Source organism: Bacteroidota bacterium, assembly GCA_018831055.1.
GTDB lineage: Bacteria > Bacteroidota > Bacteroidia > Bacteroidales > B18-G4 > M55B132.
On sequence record JAHJRE010000104.1, the window covers coordinates 1 to 4472 of the forward strand.

6 protein-coding genes are annotated in these 4472 nt (G+C 46.3%); 4 read left to right on the plus strand and 2 right to left on the minus strand.

Translation table 11 applies throughout. The annotated features are described in order from the left end of the window. Positions 1-96: 96 nt before the first annotated feature. Genes KKA81_06515 through KKA81_06530 form a run of 4 tightly spaced genes read left to right on the plus strand, consistent with a single transcriptional unit; the run spans position 97 to position 2788 of the window. On the plus strand, positions 97-690 hold the full coding sequence (locus KKA81_06515; GenBank protein MBU2650569.1) for a cytochrome c oxidase subunit 3 family protein: 594 nt from the start codon (positions 97-99) through the stop codon (positions 688-690). 7 nt (positions 691-697) lie between these two features. Further along, complete coding sequence (locus tag KKA81_06520) at positions 698-982, plus strand: cytochrome C oxidase subunit IV family protein (GenBank protein ID MBU2650570.1); 285 nt, start codon at positions 698-700, stop codon at positions 980-982. A gap of 11 nt (positions 983-993) precedes the next feature. Continuing rightward, the gene (gene coxB / locus KKA81_06525) at positions 994-1926 is read left to right on the plus strand and encodes a cytochrome c oxidase subunit II (protein ID MBU2650571.1); all 933 of its coding nucleotides are present in this window, start codon (positions 994-996) and stop codon (positions 1924-1926) included. Further along, positions 1913-2788, plus strand: coding sequence for a protoheme IX farnesyltransferase (locus tag KKA81_06530; protein MBU2650572.1), 876 nt, complete (start codon positions 1913-1915; stop codon positions 2786-2788). Before coxB ends, KKA81_06530 begins: the two co-directional genes overlap by 14 nt. On the opposite strand, the gene KKA81_06535 is transcribed toward KKA81_06530, so the two are convergent. Further along, the gene (locus tag KKA81_06535) at positions 2785-3708 is read right to left on the minus strand and encodes a cytochrome c (protein ID MBU2650573.1); all 924 of its coding nucleotides are present in this window, start codon (positions 3706-3708) and stop codon (positions 2785-2787) included. The genes KKA81_06530 and KKA81_06535 overlap by 4 nt on opposite strands. A 1-nt stretch (position 3709) precedes the next feature. Continuing rightward, a partial coding sequence (nrfD, locus tag KKA81_06540; protein ID MBU2650574.1) for a polysulfide reductase NrfD occupies positions 3710-4472 on the minus strand: 763 nt, incomplete at its 5' end.

Below are 4472 nucleotides of genomic sequence, written 5' to 3' on the forward strand. Positions count from 1 at the left end.
AACGCCCACCGTTACCGAAGGACCGTATAAATACCATTCAAAAAGCGAATAGTCATGAATGCAGCAAACCATACGAGTACAAGTCATGCAGGACATATGATCCATCGTGATGATGAAGGCTCCCGCATGGGGATGTGGCTCTTTCTGTTTACCGAGGTGATCCTTTTCGGAGGTCTCTTTGCAGTATACGCCGTTTACCGTTTTATGCACCCGGAGGATTTTCATCATGCTTCCGCCGAACTCAGTCTGTTTTTCGGGGCAGCAAACACTGTAATACTGCTTACAAGCAGTCTTACGGTGGCCATGTCGATCACCGCCATACAAAAAGGAGATAAGAAGAAAAGTCTCATACTGCTCGGGTTGACCCTGGTCTTTGCCCTTGCCTTCCTGGTAAACAAGTATTTCGAATACAGTGCCAAGATAGAACACGGGCTCTTCCCGGGTACCGAGCATTTTTTCGAACTGCCCCACGGCGAAGCCCAGTTTTTTTACCTGTATTTTTTCATGACGGGCTTGCATGGCTTGCATATCCTGGTTGGGCTGATCATTTTGTCATTTATGGCGGTTTATATCATGCGGGGCACCATCACCCAGGATAATTACACCCTCCTGGAAAACGGCGGGTTATACTGGCATTTGGTGGATGTGATCTGGATTTTCCTGTTTCCCTTGTTATACCTGATAAAATAATGTGATTATGGCAGAGCATACAAATCATGTTTTCGGTTATAAGAATAATATTCTGGTATGGATCGACCTGTTGATCCTTACTTTCGTCACCATTGAAATCGCCCAGTTCGATTTTCATGATCTTACGGTGGTAATCGCGTTGCTAGTGGCCACCGCAAAAACATACCTGGTAGGCTATTTCTTTATGCACCTGAAATTTGAAAAGCCATGGTTCAGGATCATGGTAGGTATTATGGCCTTTGTGTTCATTGCGTTTCTCGCAATATTGTTTTTTGATTACTCATTCAGATAGGAGGAAATGATATGAATCCTGGAGCATCCAATTTTTCTCAGGGGGTTGACCTCGCCTTTTACGTGATTTTCGGCATATCGGTGGTGCTGTTGGTTCTGATAACAGTAACTATGGTGTATTTCATTATTCGTTACAACAAAAAGCGCCACCCCGTTCCAGCCAATATTGAAGGCAGTGTCACTCTGGAGATCATCTGGACGGTCATTCCTGTAATCCTGGTATTGATCATGTTCTGGTTTGGTTACATAGGTTACAAACCTATGGAACAAATCCCTGACGAAGCTATAGAGATAACGGCCATAGCCAGGATGTGGAGCTGGACTTTTGAATACGATAACGGGCGCAAGAGTGATCGTTTGATTGTTCCCTATAACAAACCGGTAAAGCTTGATCTGGTTTCTCAGGATGTATTGCACAACCTTTATATTCCTGCCTTCCGCATAAAGAAAGATGTGGTGCCCGGTCGGACCAACACTATGTGGTTCGTAGCTCAAAAAGAGGGTTCGTATGATATCCTGTGTGCCGAGTATTGCGGGTTACGGCATGCATTTATGATCACTAAGATTGACGTGATACCGGATGAGGAGTACCTGGCGTGGTATGAGCTGCCTGAAGACAGCCTGAAAAAGGACAATGCAGAGTTATGGTATGAAGTTACCAAAGCCAACGGCTGCATCGGTTGCCATTCAACAGACGGCAGTAAGTTGGTAGGATCCACGTTCAAGGGATTGTATAACAGCAAAAAGCTTGTTATAACGGCAGGAAAGGAACGCGAAATCGTTGCCGACGAAGAGTATCTTAAGAAATCCATCACAGAGCCCAACGAAGATGTGGTCAAAGGTTACTCCCTGGGCCTGATGCCTTCTTACAAGGACCAGATCAGCGATGAAGACATTGACATCATCGTGAAGTACATCAAATCCCTTGCGGATGAACAGAAGTAATGCTCCCGGGTACGCCGGGGCTGTTTTTGCTCTGATAAAATTCAGGATCACTTTTGCGGTGACATTGAGCACCTTCACAGGCTATGTCATGTTCAGCAAGGCATTGGATGCCGGCTTTATTGCGCCCGTCCTAGGAGTATTCCTGTTAGCAGCGGCTTCATCGGCTTTAAATCAGATTCAGGAGAAACGTCTGGATACGATTATGCTACGTACCAGGCAACGTCCGTTGCCGGCAGGCCACATAAGCTTTTTGGGTGCTTTGATGGTTGTGATCGTGTTTTTTCTTGCAGGAACTGCAATTTTGCTTTTTTTCACACCTGTTTGTGCGCTTTTTCTGGGATGGCTGGCATTTTTCTGGTACAATGCCGTTTACACGCCTTTAAAAAAAGTAAGCGTTTTTGCAGTGGTGGCCGGGTCGTTAATCGGGGCCTTACCTCCGGTGATCGGCTGGGTTTCGGCAGGAGGTAATGCACTATCCATACCCATTCTGGCAATGGCATTTTTCTTTTTTATCTGGCAGGTACCGCATTTTATTATGCTGTTGTTGAAATTCGGAACCGATTACGAAAAGGCCGGTTTACCAACCCTTACTACCAGGTTCACGGAGATGCAGATCCGCCGCATTATTTTCATCTGGACGCTGGGTACCGCGGTTGCTGCCATTCTTCTGCCTTTTGCAGGTGTATTCACGAGTCTGGCAGGTAAAGTTTTATCAGTAGTGCTGGGCCTGGCTTTACCGCTATCCTTCCTGGATATGCCGGATAGCAGAAAGCCCTTCCTTTCGGGAAGGGCCTTCATGAAGATCAATATATTTCTACTGATGATAATGTTGTTGGTCTCGATTGATAATATCCTTTATTAGGCTTTGCTTTTGCTGCGGTTCATATCGTGGATCTTTTTCAGTTGCAGCATTACATAAACAATGGTAATCCAAACCCCGCCGGTTATACCTGCATAGGAAAGGAGAACCCACCAGGGGACGTAGGCATTGTCTTTCCAAAGTGCTCTTTCCTCTGTCCAATAAGATCCCTTTGTTAATCCCCAGTTTATGTTTTCCTGAAGTTCCAGAGGGTTGAATTCCATATCTTCCAGCCTTACAATCACGGTCAGCATACCTTCAGTGTCCCCGGGAAGGTCATCCGGGAAAGTGATGGTTACCGTCCCCTGTTCGTTGGTATACGTGCGGTCGCCGCCTATCCTGAGGTCTCCGAAAAGCCTTTTCACGAAGAAGCCCACCTTCATTTCACCGGCAGGCACTTCGCTGCTGTCTTCCAGGATTTCATAAACCATAGCCGTAACCTCATTCAGGCTATCGCCCTCGGTGAAGACGAGTTTCATGACCGCGTTCTTTCTTACGATCTCTTCCCTTGGTGTGGCAAGGCTTCTCATGTAATTGATCACATTCCACAGGTCGGTTTCTTTCGCGGTGCGGAAGCTGGGCATTTGACCTCTTCCTTCCTGGAGCTTGTAAAACCATGCCCCGTCGGATTGATCCTGGGTTGCTTTACTAACAAGGTTGGCAGCAGGGATAACACCGTCGCCCAAGCCAAAATCGCCATGACAGGCCTTGCAGTTGATGTTGTAATAGGCCATTCCTTCTTCAAGGGATTTTTTGTCGGCAGGAACAGGATTGGTGATCTCGTTGGCTTCATCCGGAACGGGCCAGGGAGGGAAATCAGCCGATTGCGCCAGCAGAAACAGCGAGGCGAAGATCAATACGCTGAACAGGATCAGCCTGAATCCTGAGAATACGCTTATAATATCGGAATGATGCTTATTCATATTATTCTTTGTTTTCATCTTCATGATAACCATCGAGCATTTTGTCCTGTATTCCTTTGTCTTTCATGGTTTCCCATACCGGTACTATGGGGAAATATTTTGCAAACCAGGTGATCAGCAGCAAGATGATGCCGATGGTCATCATGGTGATAGTGATTTCGTAATAGGTAGGGATATAATGATGCCAGCTTTCCGGTACGTTTTGTATGGGGAAACTTGGGTTAAACTGGGTAGGGACTACAATAAGATATCGTTTCGTCCAGGCAAAGAATACCACTGCAACAGCAATAATGGCGGCAGGCAGGGGTTTTCGGAACGGTTTAAAAATCAGCAGGATAATTGGCAAAACGAGTCCGCCGATTTGTGTGGCCCAAAACAGTAAGGCATCGTGTCCCAGGAAAAGGTCGATGAGGTGCGCCCCTTCCCGTTTTTCCATCAGGTAGCCCGGTACCAGGTATTCATTGATGTTGAAATAGAGATAAACGATGCCTGTCAGGGCAAGTAGTTTTCCCATCATGCTGAAGTGTTTATCGGTGATGTAGTTTTCCATGTTTTTCCTCGTTTTTCTGAAAACATACATAGCTACGATCACTGCGGCAGCTCCGACCATAAAGGCACCGGCAACGAAATAGGGTCCGAAAATGGTACTGTGCCATCCTGCTCTGGGATTAACTGCGAACAGCCAGGAAGTAACGGTATGAATAGCAAAGGCAACGGGCATGATAAGAACAAGCAATATGAACACTGTTCTTTTCAGTATCTTC

Coding starts and splice junctions, on each gene's coding strand:
- KKA81_06535 (MBU2650573.1), bottom strand. CDS start 3,708: ATGAATAAGCATCATTCCGATATTATAAGCGTATTCTCAGGATTCAGG.
- coxB (MBU2650571.1), top strand. CDS start 994: ATGAATCCTGGAGCATCCAATTTTTCTCAGGGGGTTGACCTCGCCTTT.
- KKA81_06530 (MBU2650572.1), top strand. CDS start 1,913: ATGAACAGAAGTAATGCTCCCGGGTACGCCGGGGCTGTTTTTGCTCTG.
- KKA81_06520 (MBU2650570.1), top strand. CDS start 698: ATGGCAGAGCATACAAATCATGTTTTCGGTTATAAGAATAATATTCTG.
- KKA81_06515 (MBU2650569.1), top strand. CDS start 97: ATGATCCATCGTGATGATGAAGGCTCCCGCATGGGGATGTGGCTCTTT.